This is a genomic window from Streptomyces sp. NBC_00988, from assembly GCF_045162645.1.
In the GTDB taxonomy this organism is placed as follows: Bacteria; Actinomycetota; Actinomycetes; order Streptomycetales; family Streptomycetaceae; genus Streptomyces.
On sequence record NZ_CP108730.1, the window covers coordinates 2173772 to 2193749 of the forward strand.

The 19978-nt window shown below is 68.2% G+C and carries 13 protein-coding genes, 1 pseudogene and 1 riboswitch; of the genes and pseudogenes, 10 read left to right on the forward strand and 4 right to left on the reverse strand.

Features of this window, described 5'->3' with window-relative positions; genetic code table 11:
• Positions 1-604: 604 nt before the first annotated feature.
• Positions 605-2539 (reverse strand): RICIN domain-containing protein, encoded by a 1935-nt coding sequence (locus tag OG496_RS09965; RefSeq protein WP_405970487.1) that lies wholly within the window; start codon positions 2537-2539, stop codon positions 605-607.
• Positions 2540-3075: 536 nt separating this feature from the next.
• Between OG496_RS09965 and OG496_RS09970 the strand changes: the two are divergent.
• Together OG496_RS09970 and OG496_RS09975 are read left to right on the forward strand one after the other, a co-directional pair.
• Positions 3076-3666 (forward strand): annotated as a pseudogene (locus OG496_RS09970) (aldo/keto reductase); the annotation flags it as partial.
• A gap of 57 nt (positions 3667-3723) precedes the next feature.
• Positions 3724-4431 (forward strand): FadR/GntR family transcriptional regulator, encoded by a 708-nt coding sequence (locus OG496_RS09975; RefSeq protein ID WP_405970488.1) that lies wholly within the window; start codon positions 3724-3726, stop codon positions 4429-4431.
• Between the two features lie 42 nt (positions 4432-4473).
• Here OG496_RS09975 and OG496_RS09980 read toward each other — a convergent pair whose 3' ends face one another.
• Together OG496_RS09980 and OG496_RS09985 are read right to left on the reverse strand one after the other, a co-directional pair.
• Positions 4474-5871 (reverse strand): purine-cytosine permease family protein, encoded by a 1398-nt coding sequence (locus OG496_RS09980; RefSeq protein WP_405970489.1) that lies wholly within the window; start codon positions 5869-5871, stop codon positions 4474-4476.
• Positions 5863-5956: riboswitch (TPP riboswitch) on the reverse strand. Its footprint overlaps the gene before it by 9 nt.
• 58 nt (positions 5957-6014) lie before the next feature.
• The gene (locus OG496_RS09985) at positions 6015-7082 is read right to left on the reverse strand and encodes an adenosine deaminase (RefSeq protein ID WP_405970490.1); all 1068 of its coding nucleotides are present in this window, start codon (positions 7080-7082) and stop codon (positions 6015-6017) included.
• Between the two features lie 1437 nt (positions 7083-8519).
• On the opposite strand from OG496_RS09985, the gene OG496_RS09990 reads away from it, so the two are divergent.
• Complete coding sequence (locus tag OG496_RS09990; RefSeq protein WP_405970491.1) at positions 8520-9857, forward strand: RICIN domain-containing protein; 1338 nt, start codon at positions 8520-8522, stop codon at positions 9855-9857.
• A 1162-nt stretch (positions 9858-11019) separates the two neighbouring features.
• On the opposite strand, the gene OG496_RS09995 is transcribed toward OG496_RS09990, so the two are convergent.
• Entirely contained in the window at positions 11020-11538 is a 519-nt protein-coding gene (locus OG496_RS09995) for a DUF3237 domain-containing protein (RefSeq protein WP_405970492.1), read from the reverse strand.
• 236 nt (positions 11539-11774) lie between these two features.
• Here OG496_RS09995 and OG496_RS10000 point away from each other — a divergent pair, with 236 nt between their 5' ends.
• The 7 genes from OG496_RS10000 to OG496_RS10030 all read left to right on the forward strand — a co-directional run bounded on the left by OG496_RS10000 (position 11775) and on the right by OG496_RS10030 (position 19970).
• Complete coding sequence (locus tag OG496_RS10000) at positions 11775-12548, forward strand: IclR family transcriptional regulator (protein ID WP_405970493.1); 774 nt, start codon at positions 11775-11777, stop codon at positions 12546-12548.
• A 255-nt stretch (positions 12549-12803) separates the two neighbouring features.
• Positions 12804-13283: a nuclear transport factor 2 family protein gene (locus OG496_RS10005; protein WP_405970494.1), complete on the forward strand. Its 480-nt coding sequence runs from the start codon at positions 12804-12806 to the stop codon at positions 13281-13283.
• Between the two features lie 23 nt (positions 13284-13306).
• Positions 13307-14680: a prolyl oligopeptidase family serine peptidase gene (locus OG496_RS10010; RefSeq protein ID WP_405970495.1), complete on the forward strand. Its 1374-nt coding sequence runs from the start codon at positions 13307-13309 to the stop codon at positions 14678-14680.
• A gap of 108 nt (positions 14681-14788) precedes the next feature.
• Positions 14789-16369 carry an ABC transporter substrate-binding protein gene (locus OG496_RS10015; RefSeq protein ID WP_405970496.1) on the forward strand — a complete coding sequence of 527 codons (1581 nt, stop codon included), beginning with the start codon at positions 14789-14791 and terminating at the stop codon, positions 16367-16369.
• Between the two features lie 45 nt (positions 16370-16414).
• Complete coding sequence (locus tag OG496_RS10020; protein ID WP_405970497.1) at positions 16415-17356, forward strand: ABC transporter permease; 942 nt, start codon at positions 16415-16417, stop codon at positions 17354-17356.
• Positions 17353-19122 carry a dipeptide/oligopeptide/nickel ABC transporter permease/ATP-binding protein gene (locus OG496_RS10025; RefSeq protein WP_405970498.1) on the forward strand — a complete coding sequence of 590 codons (1770 nt, stop codon included), beginning with the start codon at positions 17353-17355 and terminating at the stop codon, positions 19120-19122. The genes OG496_RS10020 and OG496_RS10025 overlap by 4 nt, the downstream gene beginning before the upstream one ends.
• Positions 19119-19970, forward strand: coding sequence for an ATP-binding cassette domain-containing protein (locus OG496_RS10030; protein ID WP_405970499.1), 852 nt, complete (start codon positions 19119-19121; stop codon positions 19968-19970). The genes OG496_RS10025 and OG496_RS10030 overlap by 4 nt, the downstream gene beginning before the upstream one ends.
• Positions 19971-19978 lie beyond the last annotated feature (8 nt).

Here is a 19978-nt window from a genome sequence, read left to right on the forward strand (position 1 = left end):
TCGCATCCCCAGCCGCTGCGTTCGGTGCCGCAGAAGAGGAGGCGGGGGTCGGAGGCGACCACAAGGCTGACGAACCTGCTGGACACGAGCCCCCGGGCGCGTGTACACCCAGAGCTGGACGGGAGCGAGCGGATCCGTCGGCAGGTCGCCCGGCGCGAGGGCTCGGCAAGAGTCACAAGGCCGCGGCGGGCTGGGGGCCGGCACGGACCATCGGAACGCGGATCTGGTCGCGCCGCTGCGGGAACGAACGGACCTGGTGGTGTCGGAAGCGGTGTATGCCGTGCCCTGCCGCCGTATCGCCGTGCACCACTGCCGGCGCGTCACGTGTCTCCCGCCCAGACCGTGGGCGACTCATGCCCGGTCCGGGCGGGCGGCCTGGTGACCCTGCTCAGCGGGATCGCGGGCTGGAGCATGAACCCGCCGTGAGGGCCGGCAGTTCTTCGGTACCGACTGGACCAGCGGGTGGCCCCTCGGCAGCGGTCCCGACGGTCCATCGGCGTCCGGCCTCGCGGACTTCGAGAGGCCGGGCCACCCGAGGCCGGGACAAGCCCGGCCGGGGACCGGCACCGAGGCGCAGGCCACCGTTTCCAGCCCCCGTCCCCGCTCACACTGCGATGATCTGCCACTGCTCCTGAGCCGCACGGTTGTACGTCCACTGGCTGACGTTGGCGCCGTCGGCGGTGGACCCTCCGTCGACGTTGAGCGACAGCCCGCTGAGCCGGTTGGTGAGGTAGTAGTAGCCGTCTCCGGTCGGCGTCACGGCCCAGTGCTGCTGTGGCACGCTGTCGTCGGACCAGATGCCGACGTTGCCGCCGTCCACGCGCGAAAGACCGGCCACCTCCATCAGCTTGCCGCTGCCGACACTCTTGATCTTGTAGTAGCCGTCCCCGGCGCCGGCGAAGGTCCATTTCTGGTTCGCCTGGTCGAGCCACGGCCACTGGAGAATGTTGGTGCCGTCGGCGGTTCCGGCGCCGCTCACGTCGACCGCCTTGCCGCTGTTGCGGTTCATGAGACGGTAGACCGTTCCGTCGCCGGGAAGGATCTTGCCGACGAGGGCCGGCTTCGCGGTCCGGCCGCCGATGTGGACACCGCCGATGTTCGAGTAGCCTCCGGTCCCGGCGTTGATCTGGATCCGTACGAACCCGACGTTCCGCGCACTCCATTCGGCGGTCTTCGTGGTGCGGTCCCCGGCCCACGCACCGGTGGCGACCTGGGTGAAGGCCGTCCCGTCGGTGCTGGTGTAGATCGTGTACGAGGTGATGTCACCGTCGGTGGAGTTGGTGCGGTTCCACTGCTTGGGGAGGTATTCGAGGGTGGAGACGTTGCTCCACACCCCGCCCAGGTCGATGGTGACGGAGTGGGGCAGCGTGAGGCTCCAGGTGGACCAGCAGGTCTCGAAATTCTTGTCGCTCAGGCCGTCGAGCGCGTTCATCGGCCCCTCGCCCGTGTGGAATCCGGTGGCGTAGGCACTGACGGGAGTCACCGGGTGCTCGGCGCGCGGCATCTGGGTGGGCAGCGCCGCCCGTGACGTGTCGGGGCTCCAGGTGGCGCCGGCCTCGGCGAGGCGGGTCACGATGTTGGTGTCAAGGACGCCGTCCCGGTTGGGCGGGCAGTTGAGGATGAAGGAGGTGTACTTCGGCTCCAGATCGGCGAGATGGGAGAGGATCGACGCCTTGCTCAGGGGGTCGGTGGTGGGCGTGGAGGGGTGCCAGAACCAGCCGTTGCTGATCGTCTGCCCCTGCAGCGAGGCGTAGGTGTTGCCGGCCGGCGAGGTGACGCCGAGCGGCTCCTCGAAGTAGATCGCGTCGCCGAGGAAAGGTACCGACAGTCCGCCGTGGTCGATCATGACGATGTCCGGCTGCAGCGACTTCACGTGCTCCCGGACGCGCTGGTAGGAGATCGCCTGCTGACCCATCTGCCAGGCGTAGCCGTCGGTGACGAACATGTCGATGGTGCCGTAGTTCGTCAGGAGTTCGGTGATCTGGTTGAGGATGTACGTCAGGTCGCCGGGCTGGATCACCTGGTCCGCGGCCACGCCGTGCCGGGTGTCGTAGGCCTGCACGGTGTAGCTGCGGTCCCAGATCGAGAAGTACAGGCCCACCCGCAGTCCGGCCGCCCGGAAGGCGCTGACGTACTGGGCGACGATGTCGTGCGGGTAGGAACTGTTGGCCACGTTGTAGTCGTTGTACGCGCTCGGCCAGAGACAGAAGCCGTCGTGGTGCTTGGTCGTCAGCACCCCGTAGCTCATCTTCGCGGCGGCTGCCGCCGCCGCCCACTGCGAGCAGTCCACGGCCGTGGGGGCGAAGAGGGCCGGGTCCTGGTTGGGGGTGGCCCACTCTTCGTTGGTGAACGTGCCCATGTTGAAGTGGTTGAACATGCCGAACCGCAGGTCGACGAGGTTGCTGAGGTTGGTCTGGACGTCGGCGGCGGCCTCGGACACCATGCCGGAGAAGGCGGGAACGACGGGCAGGACGGTCGCCGCGGCGGCCGAGCCGACGGCGCCGAGGAGGGTGCGGCGGGACAGTCTTCCTGACGACATGCTCACTCCCTGTTCGGTGTGGTCAAGGCGCCCTGCGGCCGTTCCGTCGGCACCGGGTCCGCCGACGGGCCACGGCGGAGCCGACTGCCTGCTTCCGGCACGGGGAACGGGTCCCGGAAGCGGGCGGCACACGGATAGTGCGGAACTGACGGGGCTCGGTCGCCGGACGTTACGCACGAAGGTCGAGCATGTAACCCGTCCATGTCAACGGCTGTGCAGGGATGAAAGCGCATACCTGCCAGGCGATTTATTCATGAATATCCGATACACGAAATTAATTCGTCCGCAGACATGGAATGTCTGTGGGTGATCCGCGTCGTCCACGGACGACACCCGCACTGCGCACGGACTCCGGGCGCATAGGACCAGGGCCCTCACGCAAGAGCGCTCTTAATGGGATGTATTCCTCCGGCGGCCGAGCCGAGCGAGGATACACAGTACCTATCCAGCTGAATCTTCCCGCGACTTGGCGCACGCATCTGGACAGGTCACCACCAGGCCACTTATACATACGTCCCATGTCTGAATCTGGTGCGCTCGACATCGTCTACGTGCACGACCCCGACGACCACTGGCGCCAGGCCGCGCAGGAGGCCATGCCCGTCTCGCCGAGCCGCGCGGCCAAGGACTCGTCGGCGCCATCGGAACGGGCATGGACCAGTCGGCCGTGCTCGCCCGGTTCCTGCGCGTGACGCCCGCGGACGTGGCGATTCCGGCCGGCCGCTACACCCTCCTCGACCAGTCGGCCCTGGACGACGTCCGGCTCACCGCGCAGGAACTGGGCAGGGGTGTCGTGGCGGTCGGTGTCCTCAACTCGGGCCTGCTCTCCCGGGACCGGCCGGTGGAGGGCATGAAGTACGACTACCGGAGCGCTCCCCCGCGGCTCGTCAGACGTGCCAGGGTGATCGCGGAGGGTCTGCGCACAGCACGGCACGACGTTGCCCGTCATGGCGATCGCCTTCCCCTTCACCCACCCCAGCGTCGTCAATGTCACACTCGGGACGCGGAACGCGCGCCAGGTGGCCCAGAGCACCGAACTGCACCGAAGCCGCGTGCCCGGTGAACTCTGGGAGGATCCAAAGGCCTGTGGCTTGATGCGGTCGGGACGTCCCGCCCGCCTCTCCTGACGCGGGCTCCGGAGGAGCGGATCCGAACGCCGAGCGCACCCACGGGAGGAGTCCCCTTTGTCACTGACGGACAAAGCCATTGAACAGATCCGCGAACTCATCAGATCCGGCGCCTTGCCGCCAGGCGCGAAGCTTCCTCCTGAACCGGATCTGGCCGCCCAACTGGGCCTGTCCCGCAACCTGGCGCGCGAGGCGGTGAAGGCGCTGGCCGTGGCAAGGGTGCTGGAGGTCAGGCGCGGGGACGGCACCTACGTGACCAGCCTCCAGCCGAGCCTGCTCCTGGAGGGCCTCGGTGGCGCGGTGGAACTGTTGCAGGGGGATGCCGGCGCCCTCATCGACCTGATGGAGGTGCGGCGGCTGTTCGAACCCGTCGCGACAGCGCTCGCCGCCACCCGCATCTCCGAGGACGGTCTGGCCGAGGTGAAGCGGCATCTGGACGCCATGCGGGAGGCACGTGACGACGTCGAGCGGCTGAACCTCCACGACGCGGCCTTCCACCGCGCCGTGGTCGCCGCCACCGGCAACGAGACACTCCTCACCATCCTTGAGGGCATCTCGGGGCGCACCCTGCGGGCCCGCATCTGGCGCGGTCTGGTCGACGCACAGGCCTCGGGGCGGACGCTCGCGGAACACGAGGCCATCTTCTCGGCGCTCGCCGGCCGGGACGCCGCCCTCAGCCAGGCCGCCGCACTGGTCCACGTCAGCAACACGGAACGGTGGTTGCGTGAACACCTCGACTCGACGAACGGCGAGTTCGATCGCTGACCGCGAAGAGCATGTGCGGCGGCCGGTGGAGGGTTCGGCCGATCAGGAACGGCGCCGGAGCCGCAACGGAACGTAGACGGCGAGGGCGACGACGAAGGCCACGTAGTACGACAGGTCGGCGCCGTGCAGTGCCCGCGCGACCGGACCCACGTACAGCCCGGTGTCCATGAACGGGACCGCGGCGCCGAAGGCGACGACGAACGCCGTCAACGAGGGCCATCCTGTCGGGTACCGGCGTTGTTCGGTGGCGAGGTCGATCGGCGCGCCCTGCCGCTCCCGCGCCCGGACGGCCCAGTCGACGACGACGATCGCCACGAAGCCGGGGATCCAGTAGCCGACGAAAAGCAGCACGTTCTGGAAGCGGGCGGTGGTGTCGGCCGCGTGCATCCACAGCACCAGCGGGAGGCCGAGCAGCGCGGCAAGGGCCGCGGCAGCCGGGCGGGCGACACGCACGCCCACGGTCTGCAGCGCGAGTGAACCGCTGTAGTCGTTCATGGCGTTGCTGCACAGCGCGGCCACCACCACCGCGAACAGCCCCAACGCGCCGACGACCCCGCTGCCGAGCAGATCCCGCACTCCTGCGACGGTCTGGTCGGTGAGCCGGGACGCACCCCACAGCCCGAGCGCCTGGACGGACCCGAGCGAGAGCACGAGACCCAGCAGGGTGCACCAGAACATGCGGGCGCGAGAGGTGGAGCGCGGCAAGTACCGGCTGAAGTCACTGGCGTACGGGGCCCAGGACACGGTCAGACTCAGCGCGATGGTGCTGGTCAGCACGAACGCCCCGGCCCGGTCGGCGCCGTACGCGGTGCCCGCCACGGCGTGGGCGCCGTCGAGCAGATGCCAGGCTATCAGCGCGAAGGCGGCGACGAGCACGAAGGTCATCACGATCTGGAGCCGGTGGATCACCTCGTACCCCAGTACACCGAGAGCTCCCTGTGCGGCCATGACGACCAGTGCGCCGAGCCAGAACGGCCACCCGCACAGGCGGGCGAGCGCGTCCGCGCCGAACAAGCCGATCAGCGCGTCCCAGGCGATGGACGAGAGCCACTGGAGCACACCGGGCAGCACGACGGCCCACCCGAAGGCGAGCCGGGCCAGAGGCAGTTGGCCCGCGCCGGTCAGCCCGCCCCACGTGCTCAGGCAGGCGGTCGGTATCGCGCCGATCAAGGTCCCGAGCACGACGGCAGCAAGGGCCGTGCGCATGTCCAGACCGAGCGCCACCCCGATGGTGCCGGTGAACACACCCGTCATGGTGAGGTTCGGAGCGAACCACACGGTAAACAGGCGCCCGGCGCCGCCGTAGCGGTTGGCCTCGGGAACCGGCTCGATGCCGTGTGCCTCGGCCCGGAGGTCACCGGGGCCGCCGGGCATCCGGCCGCCGAACGGCGTCTGCCGGGAAGGTGCGGGTGACTCGCCCGAAGCATGCGTCAACGGCATGGAAGACATCCCTCCGCCAGTACGAACTGGTTCAGGTTCGACGGGTGTGATCTCAGCCCTCGGCGGGGCACCCCGTGTCCGGTAAGACGAGAAGACTAACCCGGAGCCCGGTTGGCGATATGGCATGCCCATGTCATTCTCTCTCATGGGAGCGCTCCCACACGGTGGGCGCCGGATGTTCGCGCGGAGCCCGCAGAGCTGCCGCGCCCTCCGCACCTGCATCCGTTCAGCCCGCAAACCGGTCGAGCCGGTGCCGCTGGCGGGCCGGTCAGGCGAACGACGCCTCGATGGAGTTTACGGATGGAGTGCGCAGTTCGACCAGGCGCAACGCCAGAGGCTGGACAGCAGCACGGAAGCTGTGGTCGACGCAGCCGCCGAAGTACGCGGGGTCGTCGGAGTTGACGCGGATCACGACACCTCTGTCGGAGCATCCGCCACAGCGAATGCTCCGACATGCCCTCGACAACGCGGAGCCGGACGTCGGACGGCGAGTACACGGTCAGCGGGACCCGCTCGGAACCGAGCCGGGCGACGAGGTCCGGGTCCTCCAGGCACCGCACCGCTCGGTCGACGCGTTCGGCGCCGAGTATGTCCGGAGCCTGGCGAATGTAGTCGGGCGGCCCCTCCTCGCCCGCGTGGCAGACGCGCCGCAGACCCGCCCGGACGCCAACGTCGGAGCCCTCGGTGAAATCCGCCGATGGGTGCCCCACCTCGGCCGAGTCCGATCCGAGATCGAGAATCGGGATGTCGGGGGCCAAGCCGGCGTCTAGCATCCGCAGCGATTCGGCGGCGGGCCGGTCGCGCATCGCGCAGACGATCGCACAGCCGCTGACATCGGGTTCGTCGGCGGCGCGGCGCGTCGTCCGCCCCGCAGGACGGTCGCCGCCGGGATCCCGCGTGCCGTGTTCGTGCGCATCGACGAAGACCTCGACATGCCGGCACCCGGCCGCGTGAGCGCGGACGAGGTAGCGCCAGGTCATCTCCACGACGTCCCGCCGGGAATGGAGGGCGGCGGTCATGTTCGCGTAGTACAGGTCGAGGAAGAACTGCAGGCCGGTGAACCAGTGGCGGCCGGCCAGGTCCGTGAAGTCGGTGTACGGCAGGCGTGTAGCGTTGCGCCGGGACAGCTCAAAGACCGTCTCCGGTTCAAGAGCGCCCTCCAGAAGGAGGTGGAGTTCGGCCGACGGCGCGGGTAGACGGAGCTCGGACACGGGGCTCACTCAGCACTGCGGTCACCAGGTCGAAGAAGGAGTCCAGGTCGCAGACGACCCTTATGGCGGGCAGGTCCTCCCGGCCATAAGGGGCACGGCGTTCCACAACCGTTATGCCTCGCGTCGGCTCCCTCGCCGTTCCACGACGGCGGATCTCCACGCAGTCGACGAGACTGGGGTCGGCGATGGCGGCGACGCTGTCAATCACTGGACTGGCTTCCGTGCAAGCCACGATGCGTACAGCCGCCGAGAAGGCCCCTGCTGCCACTCCCCCGCGGCGCTTCCCGGGCCGCGCCCGTCTAAGAGTCCGCCGACGCGAAGGGCGTGATCACTCGCGCCACTCGACGGGCTGGCCCGGGGCTCTGCGGGCGCGGCCTACTCGGAACACGTCGGAGTTCCTCCGGGTGCATTCCCCGGATGCGGGTGGCAGCCGGTTTCAGGGCAAGGCGGGCAGAGGGAACACTCCACGCCCCTCCAGATCCGCACAGCATTCGCAAGCAGGAAGCTGAGCAGGACTCATCTTCATTCGCGAGATTCGACACCTCACGTCGAATGTCCAGCACTTGCCGACCGAGCATGCAGTTACCGATACCTGATATTTCAAGCAGCTCACTTCATACACATACGGAACCGAGCCATCCACGACAATTCTGATGCACCGTCATTTACCCTGCGGAGTCACGGAATGTGCAAGGTGAGTGAATCGCTTGCGGCGCATCGGCAGCCTGTGTATATGGTGTGACCGTCAGTGTCCGGCCACATTCACTCCTGCACCGCTCGGCGGTTCGCAGGTTCCCGCATTCATCAGGGCGCTTCAAAAGAGCCGCCCGTACGGATGCCTCACGTTCTGGGACTGTCAGCGGGTATCACTTCGTACACTCCCGGGCGGATGACATACCGAAAGGTATGTACCAATCCAGCGTTGTCTTGAAAGGAAACTCGGACGTGGATGACGCGGCCCTGTCGGCTCCCCCCACCCTCGAGCACCCGGGCGACGCGACGGATGAGCAACTCGCCACAATGTTGAAGAAATGCTCGGGGAAGCGACCCGCCCACTATCCCGTCGGTGTGCTTTTGGATCGGCACTGGGAGGCGGTGTTCTCGTACGCGTTGTTGTGCGCGGACGGCGCGCGGGCGGCGGGAGTGCTGACTTCCGCCGCGTTCACGAGGTTGTTCGGCGAAACCATTCGGCAAGCCGGTCCCACGGCCGCATGGCGCCCCCAACTTCTGGTGACAGTCCGCAGGATCGCGGCCGAATGGCAGGAAACGCACAGGCGACGTCTGTTGCGCCCCGAGCTGTCGAGGGACCCTGGCGGGGGCAACACGAAGGCGCTGCTTCGCCCCTCCGACCAGCGACGGCTCCTGGCCGTGGCGTTTCGCCGACTGCCGGAGCTTGGACGTTGCCTCCTGTGGCACACGGAGGTCGAGGCAGAGCCGTTGACCATCCCCTCGCAACTACTGGGCCTCGACGAAGCGGAAGCGCCCGTGGAACTGATACGGGCCTGCGAGCAGTTGCGGACACTCCTCCTCAGCGCCCATCTGGAGTCGGCCCCGGAGCAGGAGTGCCGACACTTCAACAGAATGCTCGACGTCACTTTCCGCCGTGGCGGTGTCAACATCGACCCCGACCTGCGCCGTCATCTGGAGCGGTGCGGACACTGCCGTCTCATGGCTCACGAACTGGAACGCTTCAACGGCACGCTGACGCTGTCATTGGCGGAGGCCGTGCTCGGCTGGGCAGCGCGGGAGTACACGGAGTCACGGCCGGGCCGGAACGAGTCCATCGTGGAAGTGGGCCACGCCTCCGCAGTCGTTCCCAGTCCCCGTGCTCAGGACGGCCCTCCGGCGCACGCTGCCAAGGGCCCTGGTCCACGTGTTGCCGCGCACCGGGCCAAGCCCCGCATCGGCAGTCGTATGAGCCTCGTCCTCGCCATCGCGACGGTGAGCGCGCTCGTGGCGGCGCCACTCGTCATCTGGTCGCTGACCTCCGGCTCACACGCGGTGACGAGGCCGAACGGCACTCCCTCGGGCACGACAGGTGCGAGCCCGGGGGCCGGAGCCGGCCCTTCGTCGACGGCAGGGGCCGGGGACGAAGCGAGCACCACGCGTCAGGGAGGGCTGCGCAACGTGGCGAACGGCCTGTGTCTGGGGGTCGAGGGCAGGAAGCCGGTGGCAGGTGCAGAGGTCGGTCTGACCGAGTGCGGATCACCGAAGAGCCAGGCATGGCTCTTCGAAAAGTCGGGCGGGCTGCTGCGCGATGTGTCCGTACCAGATCTCTGCCTGGATTCGCACTTCGGTTATCTGATCCAGTTGATGCCTTGTACGGGCGCGGCGAGTCCAGGAGCCGGGGACATGCGGTACGACCTCACAGACCGGGGCACCCTGCTGCCGCGCGCTCAGCCGGACCTCGCCCTGGCCCCCGCCGCTACGAAGGGCGAGTCGGACCTGGTACTCAAGCCGAAGGACGGGACGGACGAGCAGCGCTGGACGTTCGAAAGCTCGGCGCTGTTGTCCCAGACAGCGACGGCGGATTGGGGAACGGACGGCGGCGTGTCCGCTGCGGCTTCCACAGGGGCAAGCCCTGGCACGTCACCATCGATGTCCGAGCCCTCCGCTCCCGGCACCGCACCGACCGGGACGTCTCCCTCGGCGACACCGTCGGCCTCTGCGTCGTCGGATCCCGTGGTGTGCGATTCGTACTACACCTGTCAGGGCGGTTGGGGAAACGGAGGCGGCTACCAGGGAGGGGGTGGTGGCAGAGGCGGCCGACGTTGAGGCGAGTTCCAGGACGCGCCGTTCGAGGTCGGGGTAGTGACTGATGTGTCCGAAGTGCTGGACGACAATCACGACGTAGGTTTCATTGCGGGACGCCTTGGGCGGTCTGCTGTCCGTCATGCTCGACACCGGCGACAAGCCCTGGCCGCAGGACAGAACCCCACCGACAGTTGGGACTGAAGCTGACCTACGACGAGGAAACACAAAAGGTGCTACCGCGCACCGCGAAGAAGCGTCAGCGAGCAGGGGCCGGAGCAGACGCCGCCAGGTACCCGCACCCACACACATCGTTCAATTCACGCAGAAAAGTGAGTGCTGTCTTGAGATTCCTCACCTTTTGACCAAGTCGGCCTCCGGTCATGTCGCAGTTCGATCGCCGGTCCCTCTGGTCGTGGATCCGTCATCGCCGGCCCTCGCCGGAGGGCGGTTCGGGGAGTGACTGGCCAGAAGTGACGCTGCGGTGTCGTCGGAGGCACGTGTGCGCAGGCCGGAGACGATGTTAACGGTGCCGTGCAACGCTGCGGGCCCCGATGGCCGGCCGCAGAATCGCCATCCCCGGAACGTGTTCCCAGTGGGGACACGTGAGGAGTCCCGGAATCGGTCGTGCCGCACACGTGGTGGAGCGTGTTCCCGGTGTCCGCGTTCGCGTACCGGCGGCCGATCACTCCGGCACCGGGTATGCCGAGCGACGGGCCGCAGACGGCGGCGGCACACGGGGGTCCGACCGAGGCCGGGCACCCCGTGAGAGGCGTCAGTACGCGGCGCCCTCGTCGAAGGTCGTGTACGGGTCCGGGGGCGCCGGAACGGGTCGTCTGCGCCGTTCTGCCGCGCGATAGCGGCCGTCATCGGGCGGGCCCGCGGGCGTTTCGTCCGACCGTCGGCACAGGGGCCCGTGCCGTCCCGGCGACGGTCGGCACTCCGGCACGTCGTTCCGGGCCGGAACCACACGGCGCGGTCGGCCGACGAGCGCGGTGGCAGCGCCGTGCGGCCCGGGACCGTAAGCCGGTCCCGGGCCGTCGTGCCGGTACGGGGCATGGTCCGAGCCGGCGAGCGCCGTCGCGGTACCCGCACGTCCCGACCGTTGCGGGCAACGGCCCGACGACCCGCGACCTCGCTTCAGCCGCCGTGACCCGCCGGAACCGGGGAACTCCGCCGCGCCGGCTCAGTGGACCATGAAGTACTTGATGAACAGGACCTTGGGATGGCGTTCCGCGATCCCGATGAAAACGTGCCGGGACATCCATTCGTACCTGCCCTGCGGGGCTTCGAAGCGGGACCACTGGCGCAGGTAGTACGACGAGGGGTCCACCACTCCCTCCTTGGCGTCCAGACCGCGGATCGCCTCTTCGCTGCCGTGCCGGTAGCCGGTGTTGTAGATGTTGATGAGCACGCCGTCGTCGGTGAGGTAGGTGTATCTGGCATCGGTCAGCCCCACCCCGTCCGGCCGGATCAGCGGCCAGTCACCACCGCCCGGCAGAATCGTCCCGCGCAGTTTCGGACCCTCGAAATCGCCGCCCTTGATATTGAGCATCAGCCGTTGCCCCATCTCGCCGACGTTTCCCAGCCGCAACGGCGCGGGCTCGACGACGACTCGGCTCGTCAGAACGTGTTCCAGCTCGGGAACCTTGTCGAGGTGGGTCGGCCGGACCGAGTCGTCCAGTTCGAATTCTTCACGGGGCATATTGCAGACTCTCCTCCGCATGGACTCGCAGGGGAGCATGCCGCACCGACGAGCCGTCTGACAACGGCCGGAATCCACTGAGCGGACCGCATCCGTCCCGGTCAGGACGGGCGGACGCGGCGATCGGTCCGGACCGGCCGGGGCGGTACCTCCCGACCAGCCGAAGCGGCCCCGACCTGCATCGATCCGGTACCTGACTCCTGTTCTGGCCTCGGAGACCGTGTGATAATCCGCGCATGCGGACGAATCAGCGGACCGGCGAGTCGGTGCTCCACCGGGCCTTCAAGATCCTCGATGTGCTCGAATCGGCCGGCACGCAACTGGGACTGTCGGAAATAGCCCTTCGCGCCAACATGCCGAAGGCCACCACCTATCGCCTGCTCAATCAGCTCGCGGAGCTCGGCGCCGTCGAGAGGAAGGGCGAGTGGTATCTGCTGGGCTCCCATCTGTTCACTCTCGGTGCCGCCGTCGCGGCCCAACGACGACTGCGTGAGGCGGCCCTGCCGCACATGGCCAACCTGTGCGACTCACTGCGTCAGGTGGTGCATCTGGGCGTACTCGACGCGGGCAGCGTGCTGCACATCGAGAAGACCGTGCCGCGTCTGCACAAGAGCGCCCGCGACTCGCTCGGCTCGCGCCGCCCTGTACACGCCACGGCGATGGGCAAGGCCATCCTCGCCTTCGTCCCCCCGGTGGACCTGCCCAGGCATCTCCAGCCGGAGCTGAAGCGGTACACGCCGTATACGGTGACCAGCATGGACGTGCTCAAGCGGCAACTGGCGACGGTGCAGCAGTGCGGTTTCGCGGTCGAGCACGAGGAGTGGGTACTGGGCTTCAACTGCGTGGCGGCACCGGTCTTCGACGCCTCGGGACTCCCCATCGCGGGGTTGTCCGTCGCAGGCGCCACGAATTCCTTCCGAGCCGAGTCCGGCGCCTCGGCGCTGTGCGCCGCCGCGTCCAGGATCAGCCGGGCGCTGAGCAGCGGTTCCTCGATCTCGCTGGGCGGCTGAGCCCCGGGCGACGAGGCCGTGCGGCGAACCGGAGGCGGTCGGCGAAGGCGCCACTCGGACCGTCCGTCCGCGCCCACCGGGGACGGGACGGGCACTTGGACTGTTTCGGACACGTTGCACGGTGCGGTCCATTGAGTGAACACATGGCCTTGCCCCGCCCTCACGGCTCCCGCACTTTTGTAGCCAAGCGACGGCCGGGGCGACGAAGTGTGTACGCACCGGGCGTCTGATCTCACTTCCGCAAAGGTGCGGCACATGAGCGACAACGTCATGGAGGCGGCCGGGACTCCGGGCCGCGAAGCCGAACGGCCGACATGGTTTTCGGCCGAGCCCGGGCCCCCGGGGATGACGCGGGAACGATTCGCCGCGTACATAGAGGCGTTCAATTCCCAGGACCCGGACCGGTTCGCGCTGGAGTTCTTCGATCCGGACATCACCTTCGAACGCCGTGACCGCCGCTTCACCCGAGGCCGCGACCAGTACGTCGCCGAATACCGGGCGAGCCACGACGGTCTCCTCGAGATCCTGCGCCCGCAGCGCGTCCTGTTCGACGGCGAGAGCATCGCGATGGAGGTGAACGTCGACTTCGTCGCGGAGAAGGACCAGCCCGACTTCATCATCCTGCCGATGAGCGCGGGCGAGAGCATCGTCGTCAAACTCGGCGTGTTCTACACCGTGCGCGACGGCCGGATCACCTATGTCAAGAGTTTCCGCTGGAATCCCGGGCAGCAGTAGTGGACGACCGCCGAGGAGGACGCGTGGCAGCCGATGAGAAGTCCGGCACGCAGGGTTTTCCCGAGGGCGTCATGGGCGTGACGGCCCTGACGTCGGTGGTGCGAAACACCGCGTCGGGGAACGCCCACTTCACCCGCCAGGTGGTCGCGGTGGCGATCCGCTTCCTCGAGGAGGTCGACGGGACCTGTCTGTCACCGGGCATGTTCGCGGCGGTCACCGACTACGCCGACCCGGCTGTACCGCCCGAGGTGAGCCCTCGCGACGCCGTGGCCACCGCCGTGTACACCAACTCGGTACCGGAGCTGCGCACCGACGGCTCGGGACGGCCCGGACGGTATGTGATCGTGGAGATCGACCCGAACGCGCAGGCCGCCCGGACCCTGACCATCGGCGTACGGTGCCCGCTGCACCGGATACCGGCCAGGGTACGGATCGACGGCGACGTGCTCGGAGTCGACGGGCGCGTCCTCGCGCCGAGGTCGGACGCCCCCCTGCCGATGACCGAGCCCGCCCGGCACCTGGACACCGGCCGCTTCGTGCCGCTCGTCCTGACGAACGACGACGGGAACCCGGTGTACGTGCACTACGCGCTGCCCGTCGGCTACCGCGCCGACGGTGCCTACCCGATGGTCGTCCATCTGACCGGTCAGGGGCAGCAGTACATGGACGCCTCGAATTCGGTGAACTTCCCGGTCGACGATCCCTACGCCCCGGACAACAACTTCGGCGCGAACCTGGTCTCCGACGGTATCGCCGCTCATTTCTCGAACCACTCGGAACCCACCGTCGTGGTCTCCGTCCAGGTACGCGGCGACCAGGACATCCCGTACGCCACGAAATACGTCTACCCGGGATTCGACGGCCCCCGCGACATCGCCATGGTGATCGAGCATTTCCTCGCGGAATTCGCCGTGGACGCCGACCGGGTGTATGCCGTGGGGAATTCCGGCGGCGGGATGCTGCTGTCCACGACGATCTTCCGGCGTCCCGACCTCGTCGCCGCATACCTGCTGGTCAACGGACCGATCGTGTTCGGTGACAACGAGGCGGAACTCGACTCGTACATCAGGACGTACGCCGACTCCCGGATCGCTGTGTGGATGTGCCGGGGACGCAGCGACCGGGGACCGGACAGCGCCGAATTGCCCGCCCGCATGCTCCGGGAGAGCTATCGCGACCAGGGGCTTCCGGAAGCCGAGACCGACTCTCTCGTCCGCTGCTCGATCTACGAGGACGAGGAGTTCCACCGACTGGGCAGCAGGAACTACCACGGAGCGACCACCGTGCTCTTCTCGTCCCACTACGAAGACGTGGCGCGCTGGTTGTTCGCCTGGAGGAAGTACCGGCGCCCCACTGCCGACGCCGCGGCGGCACGGGACCTGACCGCCGCCTCCTGACACCTCCCTTCACCACCTCAGGGCCACCCGCCTCCGGTACACACCTCTCCGCTCGGGATCGCGGCTTCCCCACACCCTCGCTCCAGCGGTCATCGAAAGGACTCCCAGGTGCGATCACCCATCTCCTCGGCCTGTTCGGCCGCAAGACTCGCAAGCCGCCCCGCGGCGGCCACGCTCGGCGTCCTCGGCCTCACCGCCGGCCTGCTGACGGGATGCGCCTCCCGCTCCACCGACACCGGCGCGTCCATGGACACCCTGAACGTGGGAGTCAACGGCACCCCGCCGAGCCTCAACCCGGCCAAGGGGATCAACGGAGCCGCCCAGTGGTTCGTCGACCTCGCCTACGCCTCGCTCGTCGAGACCGACGCGAACGGCGATCCGGTGCCGGGCATCGCGTCCTCGTGGAAGGTGGCCGACGGCAACAAGAGCATCACGCTGAAGATCGCCTCCGGGCTCAAGTTCGCCGACGGGACCCCCATCACCGCCCAGGCGATCGTCAACTCGGTCAACTACTTCAGCGCCCACAGCACCGGACCCGCCTCCGGTACCTTCAAGACCGTGTCGGCGGCCGTCTCGGGCACCGGACAGGTCAGGATCAGCACCACCAAGGCCAACCCGAACCTCGTGCAGATCCTCACGCCGACCTATCTCGGCGGGCACATCATGAGTGCCGCGGGCCTGGCGCACCCCGACAAGATGTCCTCGGCCACCTTCGGCGCGGGACCGTACGTCCTCGACCCCACGCAGACCGTCGCCGGCGACCACTACACCTATGTGGCGAACGCCGGGTACGGCCTGGGCAAGGCCCACTTCAAGAAGGTCGTCGTCAAGATCGGCAGTTCACCGGCCTCGATGGTCCTCGCCATGAAGTCCGGACAGATCGACGTGATGATGGGCGACGCCGACACCGTGGCGACGGCGAAGGCGGCGGGCGCGACCGTCACTTCCAGGCCCGCCGCCTGGAACGGCATCATGCTGACCGACCGCAACGGCCAGGTCACGCCGGCGCTCAAGAACGTGCGGGTACGCCAGGCCCTCAACTACGCGGTGGACCGCGCCGCGATCACCAAGGCGGCGGTCGGGACGTACGGGAAGCCGACCGTCCAGCCCAACTCCGAGGGCAACCAGGGCTACGACCCGGCACTGGACGACATGTACACGTATGACCCGGCCAAGGCCAGGAAGCTCCTCGCCCAGGCCGGTTACGGCAAGGGCTTCACCATGAAGGTCAACTACGTCTCGACCGTGCCCGTCGCCTCCAAGGTGGTCCAGGCCGTCGTGGCGCAGCTCGCCAAGGTTGGCGTGAACGTCCAACTCACCCCGGACCCGGACGCCGGGACCCTGATCAAGGACATGTACTCGAAGAAGTTCTCCGGCACGGTCCTGGTCTTCACCGGCAATCCGGAGATCCTGAACTGGAACATCCTGTTCATCAAGAACGCCCCCATCAACCCGTTCCAGACCGAGGACCCCGAACTCGACGCCGCCTACGACACGCTCGCGACGGCGCCTCCGTCGAAGGTCGAGGCAGCGGCGAAGGCAGCGCAGAAGCTCATCACCGAGAAGGCGTGGGCGCTGCCCGTGGTCCAGAGCGACAACTTCATCTACGCGAGCCCCAAGCTGGCCGGCGTGACGCTGGTTCCGCAGGGCATCTCCACCAACCCGCGGCTGTGGAAGCCGAAGTCCTGACCGCCGCCCGCCACACCGGGAAACGATCCGGGAGGAGGAAACCCGATGCGTAATCTGCTGTTCAGGCGGCTGCTGGTGTCCGTGCCGCTGGTACTGGTCGTCTCGCTGTTCACCTTCGTACTGCAGGCACTCATCCCGGGCGATGTGGCACGCACACTGCTCGGCACCACGGGAACCCAGCAACAGTACGAGGCACTGCGTGACAACCTGCACCTCAACGAGCCGTTCTGGGTCCAGTACGGCAGCTATCTCGACGGTCTGGTACACGGCCGGCTCGGCTCGTCCGTGTTCACCGGCGAGGCGGTGACCGACAGCATCGCCGCACGACTGCCGGTCACACTCTCCCTGGTCGGGTTCGGCATCCTGCTGTCGGCATTGCTCGGCGTGCTCCTCGGCGTGTGGAGCGCGGTACGCGGCGGAGTCGTCGGCAAGGTGGTGGACTTCCTCGCGGTCGTCGGATTCGCCCTGCCGAGCTTCTGGTTCGGTTTGATCCTCATCTCACTGTTCGCGGTCGAGCTGCCGCTCTTCCCGGCCTCCGGCTACGTCCCGCTCCTCACCTCGCCCGGCGAGTGGATCGCCTCTCTGGTCCTGCCCGCGGTGGCGCTGGCCATGGGCGGGGTGGCCGGGGTCGCCAAGATGACGCAGGACGGCATGGTCGAGGCGATGTCCCAGGACTACATCCGCACCCTGCGGGCCTGCGGCGTCTCACGCCGCTCGCTCATCTGGAAGCACGCGCTCAAGAACTCCTCCACCTCCGTCGTGACGGTCCTCGGACTGCTCTTCGTCGGGATGCTCTCCGGCAGCATCGTGGTCGAGAACATCTTCAGCCTGCCGGGGCTGGGCAGTCTCGCCGTCAGTGCCACCAGCCAGCACGACGTCCAGGTGGTGCAGGGCGTCGCGATCACCTTCACCGTGCTGGTCGTGGTCGTCAACGTCCTCGCCGACCTCGTCCAGGGCTGGCTCAACCCGAAGGTGCGCATCTCGTGACCGGAGCCGTGTCAGCAATCGTCGTCCATGACGTCACGCCGACGGCGGGCGGCAACGCAAAGCTGTTCAGGAGGATGCTGCGGGACAAGGTCACCGTGACCGCCCTCACCGTCCTGGCCGTCGTCGTCGCCGGATGCGCCCTCGCGCCCTGGCTCGCCCCCTACTCGCCGTTCGACCAGGATCTCCAGAACGTCCTGTCCGGGCCGAGCGGCGCCCACCCGCTGGGCACCGACACCCTCGGGCGGGACGTGCTCAGCCGTCTGATGTACGGCGGGCGCACCACACTGCTCGCCGTCGCCGTCGCAATCGCCGTGCACTGCGCGATCGGCATTTCGGTCGGGCTGGTCGCCGGGTACCGGGGCGGCCTGCTGGACCGGGTCGTCGCGGTCCTGGTGGACCTGCTGATGTCGGTGCCCGGCATCGTCGTGCTGCTGTCGGTCGCGGCGGTGTTCCAGCACAACGAGTACGCCACCATGTGCACGCTCGGCTTCTTCGCCTCCGGCGGGCTGATCAGGATCGTGCGGGCCGAGACCAGGGCGGTGCGCGAGGAGTTGTACGTCACCGCCGCGGTGATCGCCGGCGTCACCACCCGTGCCATCCTGGTCCGGCACATCCTGCCCCGGCTGCTCGGGCCGATCATCGTGAAGATCTCGCTGTTCGCGGGGGTCGCGCTGGGGATCGAGGCCGGCATGGGCTTCCTGAACCTCGGCGTCACTCCGCCGAGTCCCAGCTGGGGCAATCTGGTCGGTGAGGCGTTCTCCGTCATCAACAGCCACCCGTACCTCCTGCTGCCTGCGGGCGGCACCCTGGCCCTGGTGACCCTGTGCTGCGCGCTGGTCGGTGACGGCGTACGGGTCGCGAGCCGCGACCGGCGCCAGGACCGGGTGTCGGCGCGGGTCGTCCGCCGGGTGATCGGCAGGGCACGTGACCGGTCCACCGAGCAGGAGCCCGCGGCCCCGGCCGCCAACGACGCCCTGCTCGCGGTCGAGGCGATGGACGTCACCTTCGTCACCGCCGCCGGCGAGCGGGACGTCATCAGCGGCGTCACCTTCGACCTGCGGCCCGGCGAACTGGTCGCGCTCGTCGGGGAGTCGGGCAGCGGGAAGACCATGACGGCCATGGCCGTCCTCGGACTGCTCCCTCCGAACGGTTTCATCTCCTCGGGCTCCGTGTCCCTGCGCGGCACCAGGATCGACCGGCTGCCCGAAAAGGAGATGTCCAGGATCCGCGGCAGCCGGATCGCCCTCATCTCCCAGGAGCCGATGGTCTGCCTCGACCCGTCGTTCACCGTCGGCGACCAGCTCGTGGAGGTCATCAGGACCCACGAGAAGATGCCGAAGGCACGGGCCCGCGAGGTCGCCGCGGACCTGCTGCGCACGGTCAGGCTGCGCGAGCCGGAACAGATCATGGGGAAGTACGCCCACGAACTGTCCGGCGGTATGGCCCAGCGGGTCGCGATCGCCATGGCCCTGTCGGGAAAGCCGGATCTGTTGATCGCCGACGAGCCGACCACGGCCCTGGATGTGACCGTCCAGGCCGAGATCCTCGACCTGCTGCGCGGGCTGAGCGCGACGCTCGGCATGGCGATCCTGCTGGTCACCCACGACTTGGGCGTCGTGGCCGATCTCTGCGAGCGGGTCATCGTGATGCAGCGCGGCAGGATCGTGGAGGAGGCCAAGGTGCTGGACGTGTTCACCTCGCCCAAGCACCCGTACACCCGCGATCTGATCGCCGCGACACCCAGCCTCGTGAGGATCGACACATGACGACGAAAGACACGACCCCCCTGCTCCAGGTCGAAGACCTGGAGGTCCGCTACCGGACGACCAGGATGAGGAAGCAGCAGGCCAACACCATCGACGGCGTCAGCTTCTCCATTCGCGCAGGCGAGACTCTGGCGCTCGTCGGCGAGTCGGGATCGGGAAAGTCCACGATCGGCAAGGCGGTGCTGGGCATCGCGCCGGTCACCGGTGGCCGGATCCTCCTCGGCGGCCAGGACATCTCCCGGATCACCAAGGCCGACCGCAAGAGCCTCGCCACCCAGGTCCAGATGGTGTTCCAGAACCCCTACGGGTCCCTCAACCCGTCACTGACCATCGGCGACACCCTCAGTGAACCCCTGCGCGTGCAACGGCGGCTGAGCCGTGCCGAGGCCGACGAGCGGACGACGGCGCTGCTCGACGCGGTCGGCCTGCCGCCGGACGCAGCGCGCCGCTATCCCGCCCAGTTCTCCGGCGGGCAGCGCCAGCGCATCGCGGTGGCGCGTGCCATGTCGATCGAACCCGAACTGGTCGTGTGCGACGAGCCGACCAGCGCCCTCGACGTCTCGACCCAGGCGGGCGTGCTCAAGCTACTCGGGGAGCTGAGGGAGAAGCTGTCGCTGTCCTACCTGTTCATCACCCATGACCTCGCGCTGGTACGGACCTTCGCCGACCGTGTGATCGTGCTGAACAACGGCAGAATCGTGGAGGAGGGCACCGCCCAGGGCATCTGCGAAGACCCCCAGCACCCCTATACCCAGCGGCTGGTGGCCGCGGCCCCGATACCGCACCCGCAGCTCCAGGCGGTGCGCCGCGCGGCGCACCGGGCGCTGCTGGCCGCCGCGGACGGCTGAGCCGACGG

What these genes read in the sequence shown, in the direction of transcription:
- OG496_RS09965 (WP_405970487.1), bottom strand. Translation starts at nt 2,539, where the DNA reads ATGTCGTCAGGAAGACTGTCCCGCCGCACCCTCCTCGGCGCCGTCGGC.
- OG496_RS09980 (WP_405970489.1), bottom strand. Translation starts at nt 5,871, where the DNA reads ATGCCGTTGACGCATGCTTCGGGCGAGTCACCCGCACCTTCCCGGCAG.
- OG496_RS09995 (WP_405970492.1), bottom strand. Translation starts at nt 11,538, where the DNA reads ATGCCCCGTGAAGAATTCGAACTGGACGACTCGGTCCGGCCGACCCAC.
- OG496_RS10000 (WP_405970493.1), top strand. Translation starts at nt 11,775, where the DNA reads ATGCGGACGAATCAGCGGACCGGCGAGTCGGTGCTCCACCGGGCCTTC.
- OG496_RS10005 (WP_405970494.1), top strand. Translation starts at nt 12,804, where the DNA reads ATGAGCGACAACGTCATGGAGGCGGCCGGGACTCCGGGCCGCGAAGCC.
- OG496_RS10020 (WP_405970497.1), top strand. Translation starts at nt 16,415, where the DNA reads ATGCGTAATCTGCTGTTCAGGCGGCTGCTGGTGTCCGTGCCGCTGGTA.
- OG496_RS10030 (WP_405970499.1), top strand. Translation starts at nt 19,119, where the DNA reads ATGACGACGAAAGACACGACCCCCCTGCTCCAGGTCGAAGACCTGGAG.